The sequence below is a fragment of the Prochlorococcus marinus XMU1406 genome, assembly GCF_017696055.1.
Taxonomy (GTDB): Bacteria; Cyanobacteriota; Cyanobacteriia; order PCC-6307; family Cyanobiaceae; genus Prochlorococcus_A; species Prochlorococcus_A marinus_W.
The window spans coordinates 475,828-491,746 of sequence record NZ_JAAORG010000001.1; the positions used below are offsets into that span (position 1 = coordinate 475,828).

Here is a 15,919-nt window from a genome sequence, read left to right on the forward strand (position 1 = left end):
ACATTTATTTTTATTTATTTATTATAAATCTTTAAATATTTTTAACTCTTTTAACTTTTAAAAGTGCATTATTTACCGCTTGTTGTTGATCTCTTTTAGTAATCCAGTGGTGATAAGTTTGAGTATGTAAACTAACCGAATGTCCCATCATTCTGGCAGCCACAGTATCAGGTAAATCATAAAAAATTGTTCTTACTGCCCAGGCATGCCTTAGATCATAGGGTTTTATTTGTAAAGAGTAACGCTTAAACTGGTCTGTTATTTTTTTTCCAATATTTTGTAAGGTTGTAATTTTAAGGTCTCTATTGATATTTGGTAGAAGTTCTGGATTTTCACCAAGTTTTGATAATTCAAACTTTTCCACCCATTCAGGATGAAATGGCCAAACTTGATGTTCCCCAGTTTTAGTGGTAGGTAAAACTCTAATAATTTTGTCACCAGAATTAGTAAGAGAACTTAAATCACAAAAAAATACTTCATGATTCCTCAATCCATATGTAGCCATCAAACCAAAAACAAATTTCCAAGACTTGTTCGGTATCTTCTCCCACAGTTTTTCTATTAATTCGTCTTTAGGGAGATCCCTAAAGCCTGCTTTGTTCAGACCATATCCTCTAGAATTTAATTTCCAATCTTCAGGTAGTTTGATGTCCAAAAACTTAGCCAGAACACTTAAAGAAGTTGCACATTGTTTCCTACTTCTAGTACCTTCTTTATAACTTTCAAGTGTTTTTTGAAATATTTTTTCTAAAGCTTCATTTTCATAATCATTGTAAATATTCTGGAGTCTTTTCATATATGGCTTGTAAGAACTTTTCCAAGTAGTTTTTCTAGTGCTGGTTCGAAAATCACTTTTATTTTCTTTAAAAAAAAATTCCTCAAATTGATTTAATCTATTTGGTAATTCAAAACCATCTTTTATTTCCTTTTTATAAGGTTTGCCTATCCAATTAATCCAATCAAATTGATTCAATTCCAATTGCAAATTGATTAATTGTAATTTTTTTTTGGCCTCCTCTAATCCAGAAATATTAGCCTTCAAACCGAGAGATATTCTTTGAATCTTAAAGTTATTTTTATCTTCTTTAGAGGGTAGTGAACCACGGATATTTAATTTCTCTCCTCTTTTCTCAATTTTAAGCTTGCTGCCTTGAGTAGCAAATTTATCATTGACATTATTAATTTCCTGAATTACGTTCATTTACTTATATAATTGTCCATATAATGACGTTTTAAATGTTGATTTTCAATCTCCATAAATTTTAAATGGATAAAATAGGCGTCTTACTAATGAATTTAGGAGGGCCTGAACGCATTACTGATGTCGGCCCATTCTTATACAATCTCTTCTCTGATCCAGAAATAATCAGGACTCCCTTCCCTGTTTTTCAAAAGCCCCTAGCTTGGTTAATTAGTACTCTTAGGAGTACTACTTCACAACAGGCGTATCTCTCTATAGGTGGAGGTTCACCTATCAGAAGGATAACTGAACAACAAGCAAGAGAATTACAATCTAAATTAAGGGACAAAGGATTAAACGCCACTACCTATATCGCTATGAGGTATTGGCATCCTTTTACCGAATCAGCAATTGCTGATATGAAAGCAGATGGTATAGATCAAGTTGTTGTAATACCGTTGTATCCACATTTTTCGATAAGTACTAGTGGTTCGAGCTTTAGGGAATTAAAAAAATTGCGAGATTCTGATAATGAATTTAAGAAGGTTCCAATGAGATGTGTAAGGAGTTGGTTTAGTCAATCAGGTTATTTAAAGTCTATGGTCGAATTAATTTCTGAACAAATTTCACTTTGTGAATCACCTTTAAAAGCCCATATATTTTTTACTGCTCATGGAGTTCCCAAGAGTTACGTAGAGGAAGCTGGAGACCCTTATAAACAACAAATTGAAGATTGTTCTTTGTTAATCATAAATGAGCTGGAAAAATTTTTAGGGCATAGTAATCCTCATACACTCTCTTATCAAAGTAGAGTTGGTCCTGTTGAATGGTTGAAACCTTATACAGAAGAAGTGTTAGCTGATCTTGGAAGGTCAAATGTTAATGATCTGATTGTTGTCCCTATAAGTTTCGTTGGAGAGCATATCGAAACATTGCAAGAAATTGATATTGAATATAAAGAAATTGCTGAAAAGGCGGGTATTAAAAACTTTCGGAGAGTTAAGGCTTTAAATACTCATCCTACTTTTATTGAAGGCCTTAGTGATCTAGTGATTTCCTGCTTGGAAGGACCTCTTGTTAATCTAGAGGAGGCTTCTCAGTTGCCCGAAAAAGTTAAACTTTATCCCCAAGAGAAGTGGCAATGGGGTTGGAATAATAGTTCAGAAGTTTGGAACGGAAGGGTTGCAATGATTATTTTTCTTGTGCTTTTTATTGAACTTATTTCAGGTTCTGGACCTCTACATAAATTAGGCATTTTATAAAGAACAATTCAAATTTATTTGAAAATTTTAAATTTATTGAAAGATTTTTTTGAATTCATTTCTGACATTACATTTCTAAATGAGGCAAAAGTATTTAATTAAGTTTAATATTTATATTAAATATTGAATTTTTTAGTGACCCTTACTTCGAGATCCTTTTCAAAGGGTAGTTCAAAACATGAAAATCCAGTTTGGATAACTGGTGCAGATGCACTAATGGATTCTTTAAAAATTCATGGGGTAAAAGTTATATTTGGATATCCAGGAGGAGCCATATTACCAATATATGATGCTGTTCATAAGGCGGAACAAGAAGGTTGGTTAAAGCATTATATGGTTAGGCATGAACAAGGTGGTTCACATGCGGCTGATGGATATGCAAGATCTACTGGTGAAGTAGGAGTATGTTTTGGGACCTCAGGCCCAGGTGCTACAAATTTGGTAACTGGAATTGCCACTGCGCAAATGGATTCAGTGCCCCTAGTTGTAGTTACAGGTCAAGTCCCAAGACCTGCCATAGGTACAGACGCTTTTCAAGAAACTGATATTTTTGGTATAACTCTTCCAATAGTGAAACATTCATGGGTAATAAGAGATCCTTCAGATATCGCGAAAGTAGTTTCTGAAGCTTTTTTTATAGCCTCATCTGGAAGGCCTGGCCCCGTTTTAATTGATATACCCAAAGATGTAGGTCAGGAGTTCTTTAATTACCAAAGAGTTTTGCCTGGTGAGATTATCCCTAAAGGATTTAAAAGGAATGGAGAAATTAATGATTGCGATATCAATAAAGCAATTAAATTAATAGAAGATTCTGAAAAACCTCTCCTATACGTAGGAGGTGGGGCAATATCTTCAGGGGCTCATGATGAAATAAAAACTTTGGCAAAGAATTATCAAATACCTGTTACCACAACCTTAATGGGGAAAGGCGCTTTTGATGAAAAAGACAATTTATCAGTAGGGATGCTAGGAATGCATGGAACTGCTTACGCAAATTTCGCGGTTACAGAATGCGATCTTTTAATTGCTATTGGAGCTAGATTCGATGATAGGGTGACAGGAAAATTAGATACTTTTGCACCTAATGCAAAGGTAATTCATATAGATATCGACCCAGCAGAAGTTAATAAAAATAGACGTGTAGATGTTGCAATTGTTTCTGATGTTTCAAAAGCTGTTCTCAAAATTAATGAACAATCTCTTAATAACAAATTTACTTGTCAGACGAAAAACTGGTTAGAAAAAATTGATTTTTGGAAAAATAAGCACCCTTTATATGACCCGCCTAAAGAAGGAGAAATTTATCCTCAGGAGGTTCTTTTAAAAGTGAGGGAACTTTCACCAGAAGCTTATGTAACTACAGATGTAGGACAACATCAGATGTGGGCTGCTCAATATCTTAGGAATTCTCCAAGAAAATGGATTAGTAGTGCAGGCTTAGGAACTATGGGTTTTGGATTGCCAGCGGCAATTGGAGTAAAAGCAGCCTTACCTAATTCAGATGTAATTTGTATTGCAGGAGATGCAAGTGTCTTAATGAATGTTCAAGAATTAGGAACTTTATCTCAATATGGTCTAAAGGTGAAAGTGATTATTATAAATAATCGCTGGCAAGGGATGGTAAGACAATGGCAGGAAAGTTTCTACGATGAAAGATATTCCTCATCTGATATGAGTTGTGGTGAACCTGATTTTGTGAAACTTGCTGAGTCTTTTGGAGTTAAAGGATACTTAATTTCTGATAGAAAACAATTACAAAATGAACTTAAAAATGCGCTTGATCATGACGGCCCTGCCTTGATTAATATCCTTGTCAGAAGAGGTGAAAATTGTTATCCAATGGTTCCTCCTGGTAAAAGTAATGCTCAAATGGTTGGATATGTTAATTGTGAAGACTAATTTTTTTAAAAATTCGTCATTTTAAAAATTTAACTTTAAGATAATTTTAAAACTTAGATATCGCTGAATTGAAAAAATTATCAAAAATTTTTATCATAATCTGCTTGATTGTACTTAATCCTGTAATAGTTAACTCGGCTGAAATTCTTCAAATTAAAAGTTCAAATACTATTTTGGTGGGGGATCAAAATAGAAATTTAACGATAGGACTATTTTGTGTAGATGTAAATGAAAATGATGAGTTTGAAGCCACTAATATACTTAAGAGTGAATTCCCAAGGGGAAGTAAAGTGAAAATAAAACCTTTTGGTTTCAAAGAGAATGTTTTGTTAGCCAAAGTTTTTAATATTAAAGGTAATAAGGAGATGACCGAATTATTAGTCGCTAAAGACTTAACTAGTGAAATTTGTCCAAGTTAACTATCTCTATGAACAAATAAAATTCCATTGTCTCGAGAATGTTTTGCTCCTTCTCCAGGAATTAAATTCATTTTTTAATTTGTATGTGCATAAATTTGAGATATCTATATTTGTATTAGGGATGTTCTCATTTAAAAGTTGTTTATAGGCAGATCTTTTAAGATCGAGTTGATTTAAGTTTTGCTTTTTGAAGTGATTTGAATCACTAAAACAAAGATTTTTTTCAGCTTTAGTCAGATTGACCGTTATGTTTTTGTTTTCGGCCTTTCTATAAAATTCTTTGAGTGTCATTTTATCAACTAGATAATGTTCCTTCGAAATCGCTGGTCCTATTGCAACAAGTAAGTTATCTCTAGATGTGCCAAAATTATCGAAAATTTTAACCAAATTTTTTATTATTTTTTTTTCTAAACCTTTTCTTCCACAATGCAAGGTTGCTACATTTCTTGTCCTTTTATCGGCAAAAAATATTGGCATACAATCAGCTGTGTAAACCCATAAGTTTTGGTTGCATTTATCACCAACAATACCATCTGCATCAGTCTTAATCCCTTCTTCCAAATGTGATCCAGACACTATCAAATTACTGTGAATTTGATTGGAAATACAATTTATATAATTTTCATTAAAGTGATTCCCTAATAATTGAAGAAATTCCTCAGAGCTTGACTTCGTAAAGTATGCATGTTTGAAATTATTTTGACTAAGGATAGGTGATGAATAATACTCAAATTTTTTGTTTTGAATAAAAATTTCACCTTTTGAGAAATATATTTCTTTGTATGGAATAATTCCTGCTCCTAAACTGAAATTATGAAATTAATTCAATATCTCTCAAGATCCAGAATCCTGCAAATTTTTCGATGTATGGCGTTGACTGTATGGAAATAAATTGATAACCAAAAGAAGTTTTTTTATTCTCTAAAAACTTTGTACTCAAAATGTTTGCATCTTTTTCTGGTAAATCAGTCACCAGCCACTTATCGTCTTCTGAAGCTTCAAGGATGAGTTGTTTCTTACTGATGACTAATTTAATAGGTTCTAAACAACTGAACCATGCAGAAAGTGCTAAAGATCTATCTTTGCTAAAAAGTCTTAATCCTGGAACTAAGTAATTATCATCTAAATCCTGCTGAATTGGGAAAATATCTCCAAATTCCATAGGCCAATTTTCTGCTGATTTTAATTCGCCAATTGATATTTCAGATATAGTTAATGCATCACCCCTTACTGCTTCTGGTAGAGGTTGAGCAGGGTTTTCACTTTTAGAAGTAAAAGTTGGAGCTAATACACCTCTTACATAACCTTTTTCCTTTGGATAAATTTCTTTTTCAATAAATTCGATTCTATCTAATAAATCGTAAGTTCTCCTACTTATAAGAGCCTCAATACTCAAGGCCTCTAGAGATTTCTTAATGATCGATTTCATTGACGATCTCCAGAATCGAACTATTGAAGGTTTCGCCCACCCTTGTTTTCTTGCTTCACTTATTGCTTCATTTAGTGCCTTTGTAAGCCATACTGAATTAACTTCATTGGCAGGACATTTTTTATTCCAAAGAAAAATATCTTCTGTCTTATAACTTCTTGTAGAGCAAATAATTAACTCCCATCTTTTTTTTCCATTTGATTCAATAATTGGTCTTGAGTAAAAGTCTAATTCCCAATTTGAAATTTTTAATTTAAGACTTGACTCCATTTTTTTGTTAATGTTCATTTATCTTGTTCTTTTTTATCGAAAAGTGCTTTGGTTTTTAGTGCTCTCTCTGTAGCTTCTTGCATAACTTTTTGCTTATCAATAATTAATTCTCCCGCAGAGTTTTCTAGGAGTGCTGTATTTAGACCAATGCGCCCTTTTTCGAGGTCAATTTCAGATATTAAAGCTTTTATAATTTCCCCTTCTCTAAAAACTTCTCGTAAAGAACGAATCGATCCATTTGTTAGTGAGGATTGATGAAGAAGTCCACTTGCTCCCCCTAAATCTATAAAAAAGCCATATGGTTTTACAGCTAAAACTTCTCCTTCAATTAATTGGCCTAATTCTAGACTTGTAAGTTTAGAGACTAATGATGCTTTCTTTTCAGAGAGAACTAATTTTCTAGATTCTGGATTTACCTCAAGAAACGCTACTTTTAAAGTTTTGCCAACAAAAGATTGATAATCTTGACCATCTTCAAGTTGGGATCTTGGGATGAATCCTCTCAATCCATCTACATCACATGTAAGTCCACCTCGGTTAAATCCATTAACTAAAACGTCAATTAATTCTCCATTTTTTGCCGAACTTGATACTTTCTCCCAACTTTGCCTGAGAATTAATGCCCGAGCACTCACTGTTACCATTCCATCAGCATTTTGTTCTTTGATAACCAAAACTTCCATTTCAAGGCCTAAAGAAAATCTTTCTTTAAAGTTAGTTATGACACCCAAACCACATTCTTTTTTAGGCATATATCCAGGTGCTTTCCCACCAATGTCAACATATAGTCCATCACTTTCAATTGCTATAACCTTACCGGAAATTGTTTCTCCTGTAGCCCCAATTGGCTCATTTTCATTTAAAGCCTCCAAAAAAGCACTTTCATCAAAATCGAATTCATCAACAGTTCTTTCTATTACAAATTCTGTGTTTTGGTCAGAAAAATTTAGGGGTCTATTTAAGTCTTGTTGAGTTAAATCTTGTTTAGAAATATCAAAATCTTTAGTGTTTTCACTAATGTCATCACTTTCTTTTACTGAATCATCTTTAATGATTTGAGGTTTGATTGCTATATTTTCTTTTTTAATTTCTTCTTGCGAATTAGTTTGCTCATTATCTATTTTTTGAGTATCTTTCTTGCTTATGTGAAGTACCTGAAGAGGTTTTTTATTGCCCTTTGTCTGGATATTATCTTGGGCATTTTTATTATTGACTCCCATCGTAGGTAAAATAAGAATAATTTATTATTAACATACTCTAAATGTTAGTACTCAAAATTAAAATTAATGAACTTTAAACCAATACCTAATAAATTTGAATATTTAAATTGGCAAGAAATTGAGAGTGTTGCAAAAAACAAAAGATCTACAGTGATTTGGCCATTCGGTGCTGTTGAGCAACATGGGCCACATTTGCCTCTTGCTACAGATAGTATTTTTGTTGATGAAATTATTAGCGAAGTTTTTAAATTATTCCCTGCTGATTTTCCATTAAAAAAACTTCCAACTCAATATATTGGTTTTTCTCCAGAACATAAGGGTTTTGCTGGGACAATTTCACTTTCCTCAAATTTAATAACCTCAATGATTAAGGAAGTCGGAAGTCAATTATCTGAAATGGGTTTTAAAAGATTGATATTGATTAATGGTCATGGAGGTCAAATCTCACTATTAAATACAGCTGCAAGAGAACTAAGAAGTTTCTCACCAGAAATGGCAGTTTTCCCTTGTTTCTTATGGAGCGGTATTAATGGATTAAGTGAATTGTTAACAAAAACTGAGATCGAGGATGGGCTCCATGCTTCTTTAGCTGAAACAAGTTTGATGCTGGCTTTAAAACCAGAATTAGTAGGTAATGAACGCCCAAATGAGTGTATTAAAGGACAAATCCCAGAAGGCTGGAGTTTAGAGGGCAATGCGCCTACTGCTTGGCTTACTGACGACTTCAGTAAATCAGGTGTTATAGGAGATAGTAGAGGAGCGAATGAGTCTTTAGGGCAAAATTTAAAGGAATTATTGATTAATCATTGGTTCAAATTGATTATGAATCTGATGCAATCAGATTGGCCAAATAATTCTTAAACAAGTTCAAGTAAAAAATGTGACTTAACAATTGAAACTATTTTCATGATATTTAAATAAACTCTCTATAATCGTGTAATATTCATGCATAATGAGCAAAAGATTACTGACATGCAAACTCTAGAATCAAATAAAAAAACTATTGAAGAATCGACTAATCCGATTTCTTTAGATTTGCCCGACTTTACTACAGATTCTTATAAGGATGCATACAGCAGAATAAATGCAATTGTTATAGAGGGAGAGCAAGAGGCTCATGATAATTACATCTCAATAGCAACGTTAATTCCAAATGAGTTAGAGGAGTTAACTAAATTGGCGAGAATGGAAATGAAGCATAAAAAAGGCTTTACTGCATGTGGAAGAAATTTAGGTGTAGTTGCTGATATGGAATTTGCTAAAAAATTCTTTTCTAAATTACATGGTAATTTTCAAGTTGCTCTTGAAAAAGGAAATTTAACAACATGTCTTTTAATACAAGCTATCTTAATTGAAGCATTTGCAATCTCTGCTTACAACGTCTACATAAGAGTTGCGGATCCTTTCGCAAAAAAAATAACAGAGGGAGTGGTTAAAGATGAATATCTTCATTTAAATTATGGTCAAGAGTGGCTTAAAGAGAACTTATCTACTTGTAAAGAGGAATTAATGGAAGCTAATAAGGTTAATCTTCCGTTAATTAAAAAGATGTTAGATGAAGTAGCAGATGACGCATCAGTTTTAGCTATGGACAGAGAAGAATTAATGGAAGAATTCATGATTGCTTATCAAGATACATTGATGGAAATAGGTCTAGATAATAGAGAAATTGCGAGAATGGCAATGGCAGCTATCGTCTAATTACATTTATAATAAATTAAGGATTTTTATAATTAATCAATCCTATTTAAGAGTTACCTATATGCTATTGTTCATAACATCGTATAGAAACCATTTATAAATTTTAAATGTTTGGGTTAATAGGCCACTCAACCAGTTTTGAAGATGCAAAAAGAAAAGCTTCGATGCTAGGCTTTGATCATATTGCTGATGGCGACTTGGATGTTTGGTGTACTGCTCCTCCTCAGCTTGTTGAAAATGTAGAAGTTAAGAGTGCTACTGGAATATCTATTGAAGGTTCTTATATAGATTCGTGCTTTGTTCCTGAAATGCTTTCTAGGTTTAAAACGGCCAGAAGAAAAGTACTAAATGCTATGGAGCTAGCTCAGAAAAAAGGGATTAACATTACCGCTTTAGGAGGATTTACTTCTATTATTTTTGAGAATTTTAATCTTCTACAGCATAAACAAATTAGAAATACTTCATTAGAGTGGGAAAGGTTTACTACTGGCAATACTCATACCGCCTGGGTTATTTGTAAGCAACTAGAAATAAATGCGCCTCGCATTGGGATAGATCTTAAAAAAGCAACTGTCGCTGTAATTGGTGCTACAGGTGATATTGGTAGTGCTGTTTGTAGATGGCTAATCAATAAAACTGGGATTTCAGAACTTCTTATGGTAGCAAGACAACAAGAACCACTAGCGCTGTTACAAAAAGAATTAGATGGTGGCACCGTAACAAGCTTAAATGAGGCATTGCCTCAGGCGGATATTGTTGTATGGGTTGCAAGTATGCCTAAAACTATTGAAATTGATACTGATAACTTAAAAAAACCATGTTTAATGATTGATGGTGGATACCCCAAAAATCTTGATGAGAAATTTCAGGGTGAAAATATTCATGTTTTAAAAGGAGGTATAGTGGAGTTTTTCAACGATATTGGTTGGAATATGATGGAACTTGCGGAAATGCAAAACCCTCAGCGTGAGATGTTTGCTTGCTTTGCAGAAGCTATGATTTTAGAATTTGAAAATTGTCATACAAATTTTAGTTGGGGAAGAAATAACATTTCTCTTGAAAAGATGGAATTTATTGGAGCAGCTTCTTTAAAACATGGTTTTTCTGCGATTGGACTTGATAAGCAGCCCAAAGTACTAACTGTCTAAATTATGGCGAAACGTTACCTTCTTGATTTTGAAAAGCCTCTTGTTGAACTAGAGAAACAGATAGAGCAAATTAAAGAATTAGCTCGAGATTCAGAAGTTGATGTTAGCCAACAGCTTCTACAGCTTGAAACTTTAGCTGCTAGAAGGAGAGAAGAAATATTCAACTCTCTCACTCCTGCACAAAAGATTCAGGTAGCTAGACATCCTCAAAGGCCTAGCACTTTAGATTATGTTCAAATGTTTTGTGATGACTGGATAGAACTACATGGAGATAGAAATGGAGGCGATGATATGGCACTAATTGGGGGGATAGGTTCGATAAATAATAGACCAGTTTTGATGTTAGGACATCAGAAAGGAAGGGACACAAAAGAAAACGTAGTAAGAAACTTTGGAATGGCAAAACCAGGAGGTTACAGAAAAGCTCTAAGATTAATGCAGCATGCAAATAGATTTTCTTTGCCAATTCTTACATTTATTGATACTCCTGGAGCTTATGCTGGTTTAAAAGCTGAAGAACAGGGTCAAGGGGAAGCGATTGCAAGAAACCTTCGAGAGATGTTTGGATTGAAAGTTCCAATTGTGGCTACTGTAATTGGAGAAGGAGGTTCAGGAGGCGCACTTGGAATAGGTGTTGCCGATAGGTTACTAATGTTTGAACACAGTGTTTACACAGTTGCTAGTCCGGAAGCATGTGCTTCAATTTTGTGGAGAGATGCTGCGAAGGCACCAGAAGCTGCATCAGCACTTAAAATTACAGGTAAAGATTTACTTAAATTAGGTATAATTGATGAGGTATTACCAGAACCTTCTGGTGGGAATAATTGGTCTCCTTTAGATGCTGGTAACACACTAAAAGAGGCTATTGAGAAACATCTTAATGCTTTACTCCAAATGCCTGAAGACGAATTAATTGAGGAAAGATACAAAAAGTTTAGGGTTTTAGGTAAATTTATCGAAGTAAATAATATTGAGGAGATTTATAGTGAAATCCCCCAAAAAACTGAATAACTTGAAACTAGCTTTTATAACGGGTGCTACGAAAGGTATTGGTAGATCTACCACAATAACTTTTGCTAATGCTGGCTGGGATTTAATTTTACTCTCCAGGGATATGGATTTAATGGAGAAACTAAAGAGCGAACTGTTGACAACTAAATCAAAAATTAACCTAGTAAAATGTGATTTATCTAATCCTCTAGAAATAGAGCATTGTGTTGAAGAGGCAATTGAGAAGTATGGGTGCCCTTCAGTATTGATAAATAATGCCGGATGTGCATTTAATGGCCCTTTAGTTGAAATGGAATTATGTCAATGGGAACAAACTATTCAAATAAACCTCACAAGTGTTTTTCAAATTTGTAGTTCAATAATTCCTCAAATGAGAAAAAATGGTGGTTTAGTTATTAATGTTAGTAGTCATGCCTCTTATAAGGCATTCCCCAAATGGGGAGCTTATTGTGTTTCAAAATCTGCACTAGCTATGTTTACTAAATGCTTGAGGGAGGAGGAGAGATCTAATTCAATAAGAGCGTGCACAATAACTCTTGGTTCAGTAAATACTCCTCTTTGGGACTCCGAATCAATCAATTCTGATTTTGATAGAACTTCTATGCTCTCCTCAAGCGAGGTATCAGAAACTATTCTCTACATGGCTCAAAAACCTGAATCACAATTGATCGAAGACTTAACTTTGATGCCTTCTGGCGGAGCCTTTTAAACATTCTGTTTATCTGCTTAATCTTAAAAAAATGATTTTTTTTTACTGCTATTTGAACCCGATTGAACAAGGGAATGTGATATAGTATATGAGTAATTAAGCTTTTGGAAGATACAGTAAATTAAGTTGCATACAATTTTCTGTTTAGAATTTTATGACCTCTACATTACCCAACGATAATATTAGAAACTTTGACGAACAGATTACTAATAAACTAATTTCTGAAATTATAAGAGACAGAATTAAGAATTCTGGTACAAGATTTAGTGCTAACGATAATATTTCTGACTTTATAAATCCTGGTGAATTAGAAATTTTAGAAAAAGAAGTTGCCTCAAGAGTTAAAGACTTACTAAAGTCCTTAATAATTGATGTTGAAAATGATCATAATACTCAAGAAACTGCTGAAAGAGTTTCAAAAATGTATCTAAATGAAGTTTTTAAAGGCAGATATCATGAACAACCTAAAGTTACAAGTTTCCCTAATGACAAGAATCTTGATGAAATTTATACTGTTGGTCCAATTTCAGTCAGATCTGCATGTTCACATCACTTAGTACCAATTCTAGGAGAGTGTTGGATAGGTATTAAACCTGGAAATAAAGTCATAGGACTTTCAAAATTTGCGAGAGTTGCTGATTGGGTTTTTTCAAGACCTCATATTCAGGAAGAAGCTGTAATGATCCTTGCAGATGAAATTGAAAAATTGTGTGAACCTAAAGGTTTAGGCATTATTGTGAAAGCCCAACATTATTGTATGAAGTGGAGGGGAGTAAAAGAACCAAATACAAGTATGATTAATTCTGTGGTTAGAGGGGATTTTAGACACGATTTGAGTTTAAAACAAGAATTTTTTGAGCTTGTAAAACAACAGTCCGCTACTAATAATTACTAATTTCTTTTTAAAAACTTAAAAAGATCTTCTGTTTTTTTAATATCTTTTAAACCTGGAGATATTTCAATACTACTTGAAATATCTAATCCATCTGGTTTGAAGTCAGTGAGGATTTCATCAATCCAATCAATTGATATTCCACCTGCCAACCACCATGGCTTGCTAAATTGCAAATTCTTTAAATAAATAGAATTTATTTTTTTCCCTGAACCTCCATAAGTTTCTTTATTCCAAGAATCAAGAAGTATCGCATCTACAAAATCCTCAAAAGGTTTTATTTTATCTATGTCCTTTTCCGTTTTTATTCTGAAAGCTTTCCATAGGCCAATATTGGGAATTTTTTCCCTTATTTTTTTGCAATAATCAATATCTTCATCTCCATGTAATTGTATTATAGTTTCACTTGGATTTCCTAAGAAATTTTTAATAATTAAGTCTATTGGACAATTTTGTACAACTGATACCCTCTCGATTTTTGGATACAACCTTTCTAAGGTTGTAAAAATATTTTTCTTAATTTCAGCTGATATATATCTTGGTGACTCTTCCACGGAAATAATGCCGATAGCATGAGCTCCTAATTTTGCTACTTGAAGAGCTTGTTCTTCTGACGTTAAGCCACAAATTTTAATTAAAGTATTGCTCTTGGGCATATAATTAGCCTTTATGTAAAATTAATAATATTGCTAAATATAGCGGAGATTATTTTTGAGAAGTTGGCAAATTTTTAAAATATGGGGAATTCCCTTTAAAGTTCATCCTTATTGGTTTGCTATTCTCTTTTTATTCTCATGGAGTATAAGTAACCAGGTTAATTTAACTTCAGGTGATATTTATAATATTAAAGAATCTTGGATTATAGGATTTTTTACTTCTTTTTTCTTATTATTTTCAATTATTGTTCATGAGGTATTTCGTACTTTTGTTTCACTTAATCAGGGTGTAAAAATAAAAAAAATTACTTTTTATTTTTTAGGAGCAATTTTACAAATAGATAAGCATTGTCAAACTGCCTTAGGTAATATAAAAATTGCAATAGTTAGACCTCTTTTATGTTTCGCTACAGCATTTATCCTACTTTTAATTAGTAATAACATTGTATCTCAAGAACAAATATCAGTTAATGTAATTTCTAGAGTAGGTATATTTAATTTATTCTTAGGCTTCTTAAATATGATTCCAATTGGGTCTTTAGATGGGGGGAATTTATTAAAAAGTATTATTTGGCATTTTTCAGGGAGTAAAAATAAAGGAAGAAATTTCCTCAATAAAGTTAATTTATTATTATCTTTTTTTGTTTTATTTTTTGGGATAGTTTGTTTATTTAGATTTAACTTTTACTTTGGTTTTATTCTTTCTTTTTTGGGCTTGTTTGGAGTTAATTCTTCAAAATCTGAAAGTCAATTTTTTAAAATTGAAAACATACTTAAATTTAGTAAAGTTTCTGAGATCAAACTAAAGCCTTTGAGGAAAATTGAATACGATTCAAATTTATTAGAATTTAATACTTTAATTAAAAATAATAATGATGCATCTAATAAATATTTTTTTGTTACGAATAATGGTAGATGGACCGGTTTTGTTGATGAGAATATTTTAAAAACTGTTTCCTTAAAAAAATGGGAACGGAACTTTGTTGGAGATTTTAAGAAACCAATCGATAGTTTTGAAAGTGTATCTTATAACGATAAATTATGGATAACTATAGAAAGACTTGAAGAAACAAATGAAGGTTTTTTATTGGTTCTCAATGCTGCAGGCATCCCTTTGGGGATAATTGATAGGTCAAAAATTGGAAACTTTGTATTGAATAAATTAGGTTTTAATTTGCCTTCAGAAATTGTTAACAAATTAAACTTTAAAAATCATTATCCCTTAGGAATTGAATTGCCAAGAATAATTAATTCAATGAAGCAGAAAGGAGATCTTTAGTAATTCGTATCATGAAGTTTTCTAATAGTTTTACTATCTATGGCAATATTTTTGAAATTTATATTTGATTTATTCTTAAGGAATGAATTTCTTAAATGTTGAATTATTTGATCATTTGTTAGTCCTAAATTTATTTTTGGAGGAGCTTCTTCTTTGAATAATTTGAACCACAAATCTTTTGAAGGGTTTGTTTGAATCTCACCATGTTGAAGGAATGCCCCTTTTTTACGAAATTGGGCACTGCCTATTCTCTTAAATCCATTTTGATCAACTAAATCAGAAATTAATGAAGTCCCAAAACAATTTGTTTTAATGCGTGATTTTCGTAAATGACCATATCTTAAGTTTAGACCTAATTCTCTAAAACTTTTAATTAACCAATTATTAACCATTTCATAACTTAAGACTTTATAGTAAGTTTTTTTAAATGTTAATGCATATGTTATGCCTCCAGAATGCAAAACAGCTCCCCCTCCAGAAGGACGCCTGACAATATTAATTTCCCCATTTGATAATAAATTTTCCCAATGAACAGGAATTTCCTTTTGGTGATAGCCAATTGAAACCCAATTGCCAGTCCAATAGTAGAACCTCAATGTGAGAATTATTTCAGGATTGGAAATTGTCTGATCTAAAGAATTTAAATCTAAAGCCATTTGATCAAATCCAGATAAATTATTTGTCGAAAAAATTACGGCCTGATTCTTTATTCCCAAAATTAACTGTATAGATTTATTTATAATAATTTTCAAAAAATTTTTTCTTTCAATTTGTTAATTACGTAACATCATTTTGTAATAGTGTTTCAAATCCCCTCTTTTCGGTGGAGAATATAGGAAATATT

Annotated in this window: 16 protein-coding genes; 10 read left to right on the forward strand and 6 right to left on the reverse strand. The window is 32.5% G+C overall.

Annotated elements, in window-relative coordinates:
* Positions 1 to 31: 31 nt before the first annotated feature.
* On the reverse strand, positions 32 to 1,201 hold the full coding sequence (locus HA149_RS02745) for a site-specific integrase (protein WP_209112804.1): 1,170 nt from the start codon (positions 1,199 to 1,201) through the stop codon (positions 32 to 34).
* A 65-nt stretch (positions 1,202 to 1,266) separates the two neighbouring features.
* Here HA149_RS02745 and hemH point away from each other — a divergent pair, with 65 nt between their 5' ends.
* From hemH to HA149_RS02760, 3 genes are all read left to right on the forward strand, one after another.
* Positions 1,267 to 2,442, forward strand: coding sequence for a ferrochelatase (gene hemH / locus HA149_RS02750; protein WP_209112807.1), 1,176 nt, complete (start codon positions 1,267 to 1,269; stop codon positions 2,440 to 2,442).
* Positions 2,443 to 2,577: 135 nt separating this feature from the next.
* On the forward strand, positions 2,578 to 4,341 hold the full coding sequence (gene ilvB / locus HA149_RS02755) for a biosynthetic-type acetolactate synthase large subunit (protein WP_209112809.1): 1,764 nt from the start codon (positions 2,578 to 2,580) through the stop codon (positions 4,339 to 4,341).
* A 68-nt stretch (positions 4,342 to 4,409) separates the two neighbouring features.
* Positions 4,410 to 4,760 (forward strand): hypothetical protein, encoded by a 351-nt coding sequence (locus tag HA149_RS02760; protein ID WP_209112811.1) that lies wholly within the window; start codon positions 4,410 to 4,412, stop codon positions 4,758 to 4,760.
* Between the two features lie 6 nt (positions 4,761 to 4,766).
* Here the strand turns inward: HA149_RS02760 and pgeF are convergent, their stop codons facing one another.
* From pgeF to HA149_RS02775, 3 genes are read right to left on the reverse strand one after another with little or no spacing between them, the layout of a single operon-like run.
* Entirely contained in the window at positions 4,767 to 5,552 is a 786-nt protein-coding gene (gene pgeF / locus HA149_RS02765; RefSeq protein WP_348535638.1) for a peptidoglycan editing factor PgeF, read from the reverse strand.
* A gap of 19 nt (positions 5,553 to 5,571) precedes the next feature.
* Positions 5,572 to 6,477, reverse strand: a complete 906-nt coding sequence (locus tag HA149_RS02770; RefSeq protein WP_209112813.1) for a Tab2 family RNA-binding protein — start codon at positions 6,475 to 6,477, stop codon at positions 5,572 to 5,574.
* Positions 6,474 to 7,679: a S1 RNA-binding domain-containing protein gene (locus HA149_RS02775; RefSeq protein WP_209112815.1), complete on the reverse strand. Its 1,206-nt coding sequence runs from the start codon at positions 7,677 to 7,679 to the stop codon at positions 6,474 to 6,476. Before HA149_RS02775 ends, HA149_RS02770 begins: the two co-directional genes overlap by 4 nt.
* Positions 7,680 to 7,745: 66 nt before the next feature.
* Here HA149_RS02775 and HA149_RS02780 point away from each other — a divergent pair, with 66 nt between their 5' ends.
* The 6 genes from HA149_RS02780 to folE all read left to right on the forward strand — a co-directional run bounded on the left by HA149_RS02780 (position 7,746) and on the right by folE (position 13,143).
* Positions 7,746 to 8,540 (forward strand): creatininase family protein, encoded by a 795-nt coding sequence (locus HA149_RS02780; protein ID WP_209112817.1) that lies wholly within the window; start codon positions 7,746 to 7,748, stop codon positions 8,538 to 8,540.
* A gap of 111 nt (positions 8,541 to 8,651) precedes the next feature.
* On the forward strand, positions 8,652 to 9,380 hold the full coding sequence (locus HA149_RS02785) for an aldehyde oxygenase (deformylating) (RefSeq protein WP_025945786.1): 729 nt from the start codon (positions 8,652 to 8,654) through the stop codon (positions 9,378 to 9,380).
* Between the two features lie 107 nt (positions 9,381 to 9,487).
* Positions 9,488 to 10,528, forward strand: a complete 1,041-nt coding sequence (locus HA149_RS02790; protein WP_209112819.1) for a long-chain acyl-[acyl-carrier-protein] reductase — start codon at positions 9,488 to 9,490, stop codon at positions 10,526 to 10,528.
* 3 nt (positions 10,529 to 10,531) lie between these two features.
* Positions 10,532 to 11,539 (forward strand): acetyl-CoA carboxylase carboxyltransferase subunit alpha, encoded by a 1,008-nt coding sequence (locus HA149_RS02795; RefSeq protein ID WP_209112821.1) that lies wholly within the window; start codon positions 10,532 to 10,534, stop codon positions 11,537 to 11,539.
* The gene (locus tag HA149_RS02800) at positions 11,514 to 12,248 is read left to right on the forward strand and encodes an SDR family oxidoreductase (RefSeq protein WP_209112823.1); all 735 of its coding nucleotides are present in this window, start codon (positions 11,514 to 11,516) and stop codon (positions 12,246 to 12,248) included. The genes HA149_RS02795 and HA149_RS02800 overlap by 26 nt, the downstream gene beginning before the upstream one ends.
* Positions 12,249 to 12,402: 154 nt before the next feature.
* Entirely contained in the window at positions 12,403 to 13,143 is a 741-nt protein-coding gene (gene folE / locus HA149_RS02805) for a GTP cyclohydrolase I (RefSeq protein ID WP_209112825.1), read from the forward strand.
* Here the strand turns inward: folE and HA149_RS02810 are convergent.
* A complete protein-coding gene (locus HA149_RS02810; RefSeq protein ID WP_209112827.1) occupies positions 13,140 to 13,796 on the reverse strand; it encodes a phosphoribosylanthranilate isomerase in 657 nt (218 codons plus the stop codon). The genes folE and HA149_RS02810 overlap by 4 nt on opposite strands.
* 55 nt (positions 13,797 to 13,851) lie before the next feature.
* On the opposite strand from HA149_RS02810, the gene HA149_RS02815 reads away from it, so the two are divergent.
* Positions 13,852 to 15,075: a site-2 protease family protein gene (locus HA149_RS02815; RefSeq protein ID WP_209112829.1), complete on the forward strand. Its 1,224-nt coding sequence runs from the start codon at positions 13,852 to 13,854 to the stop codon at positions 15,073 to 15,075.
* On the opposite strand, the gene HA149_RS02820 is transcribed toward HA149_RS02815, so the two are convergent.
* Positions 15,072 to 15,827: a lipoyl protein ligase domain-containing protein gene (locus tag HA149_RS02820; RefSeq protein ID WP_209112831.1), complete on the reverse strand. Its 756-nt coding sequence runs from the start codon at positions 15,825 to 15,827 to the stop codon at positions 15,072 to 15,074. The two genes, HA149_RS02815 and HA149_RS02820, sit on opposite strands and share 4 nt — an antisense overlap.
* Positions 15,828 to 15,919: the final 92 nt, after the last annotated feature.

Coding starts and splice junctions, on each gene's coding strand:
- HA149_RS02745 (WP_209112804.1), bottom strand. CDS start 1,201: ATGAACGTAATTCAGGAAATTAATAATGTCAATGATAAATTTGCTACT.
- hemH (WP_209112807.1), top strand. CDS start 1,267: ATGGATAAAATAGGCGTCTTACTAATGAATTTAGGAGGGCCTGAACGC.
- HA149_RS02770 (WP_209112813.1), bottom strand. CDS start 6,477: ATGAACATTAACAAAAAAATGGAGTCAAGTCTTAAATTAAAAATTTCA.
- HA149_RS02775 (WP_209112815.1), bottom strand. CDS start 7,679: ATGGGAGTCAATAATAAAAATGCCCAAGATAATATCCAGACAAAGGGC.
- HA149_RS02780 (WP_209112817.1), top strand. CDS start 7,746: ATGAACTTTAAACCAATACCTAATAAATTTGAATATTTAAATTGGCAA.
- HA149_RS02785 (WP_025945786.1), top strand. CDS start 8,652: ATGCAAACTCTAGAATCAAATAAAAAAACTATTGAAGAATCGACTAAT.
- HA149_RS02790 (WP_209112819.1), top strand. CDS start 9,488: ATGTTTGGGTTAATAGGCCACTCAACCAGTTTTGAAGATGCAAAAAGA.
- HA149_RS02795 (WP_209112821.1), top strand. CDS start 10,532: ATGGCGAAACGTTACCTTCTTGATTTTGAAAAGCCTCTTGTTGAACTA.
- folE (WP_209112825.1), top strand. CDS start 12,403: ATGACCTCTACATTACCCAACGATAATATTAGAAACTTTGACGAACAG.
- HA149_RS02810 (WP_209112827.1), bottom strand. CDS start 13,796: ATGCCCAAGAGCAATACTTTAATTAAAATTTGTGGCTTAACGTCAGAA.